Source organism: Pseudoalteromonas aliena SW19 (assembly GCF_014905615.1).
GTDB lineage: Bacteria > Pseudomonadota > Gammaproteobacteria > Enterobacterales > Alteromonadaceae > Pseudoalteromonas > Pseudoalteromonas aliena.
The window spans coordinates 1-1283 of sequence record NZ_AQGU01000012.1 but is presented as its reverse complement, the minus strand read 5'-3'; the positions used below and the strand labels follow the sequence as shown (position 1 = coordinate 1283).

1 protein-coding gene is annotated in these 1283 nt (G+C 42.8%); it reads left to right on the top strand.

Going from position 1 to position 1283, the window contains the following annotated elements; genetic code table 11:
* On the top strand, positions 1-1283 hold a 1283-nt coding region (locus tag PALI_RS00065), incomplete at both ends, for a non-ribosomal peptide synthetase (protein ID WP_193154362.1).

The following is a 1283-nucleotide window of genomic DNA, read 5'->3' as shown; positions in this document are numbered from 1 at the left end:
CCTGCACTGCCATCAGCCCGTCTTCAGTATTTAGTTAATGATGCCAATACACATGTCGTATTGAGTGTGAAAGCGGTCACTGAATACGTAGAGCTTAGCAGTGCAACCGTGGTATTACTTGATCAACTAGGGAGTGTATCTGAGCATCAATTTTCTACTTATAGTGAAACAAACATTATACCAAGCGAAATAGGACTGAATGCCCACAATCTCGCTTATATGATTTACACATCAGGCTCAACGGGTAATCCAAAAGGCGTGCTAATTGAACATCAGGCGCTGCACAATCGTATTGATTGGATGGACCGTGAATATGGGTGTGACAGCAGTGATAAAATTCTTCAAAAAACGCCCTATAGTTTTGATGTGTCGGTATGGGAATTTGTGTGGCCTATGCTTAAAGGCGCACAACTAGTCATTAGTAAACCAGAGGGGCATAAAGATCCGAGTTATTTAACAGAGCTAATCATTGAAACGGGGATCACTAAACTGCACTTTGTGCCATCGATGCTTGGTGTCATGTTAGAGCATGGTGACTTAGGGCGTTGTGAGTCAATAAAACACGTGTTTTGTAGTGGTGAAGCGTTACAAATCAACCATGTGACACAATTTAACGCGTGTCTGCCTAAGGCGGGACTGCATAACTTATATGGTCCGACCGAAGCGGCAATTGATGTCAGTTATTGGGATTGTTCGCAGGCACATGGCAGTAGCATACCGATTGGTAAGCCGATCCAAAATATTCAATTGTATATATTAGACGATGAAGCCAATTTGCTCCCGCAAGGTGCATGTGGAGAATTACACATAGGTGGAGATGGTTTAGCACGAGGATATTTAAATCGTCCAGCGCTAACCGAAGAGCGATTTATTACCAATCCATTTTATAATGAGGGTAAGTTAGGGAGCAGTGCCCGATTGTATAAAACGGGAGACTTAGTCCGTTATGACAGTAACGGCAATATAGAATATATGGGGCGTTTAGATCATCAAGTTAAAATTAGAGGCTTCAGAATAGAGCTGGGTGAAATAGAGTATCAGATTGCTGAGCATGAACAGATAGACTCAGCGCAAGTTGTGGCGGTGACAGATAAAAGTGGTAATCAACGTTTGCTTGCTTACGCAAAAACGGTGGTAGAGGGAACATCAGAAGTAGAGTTGCTCGCTTCGTTAAAGCAGGCATTAGGAAGCGTGTTACCAGAATACATGATCCCAAGTCGCTTTATTTTACTATCACAGTGGCCGCAAACAGCCAACGGAAAAATTGACCGAAAAGCATTACC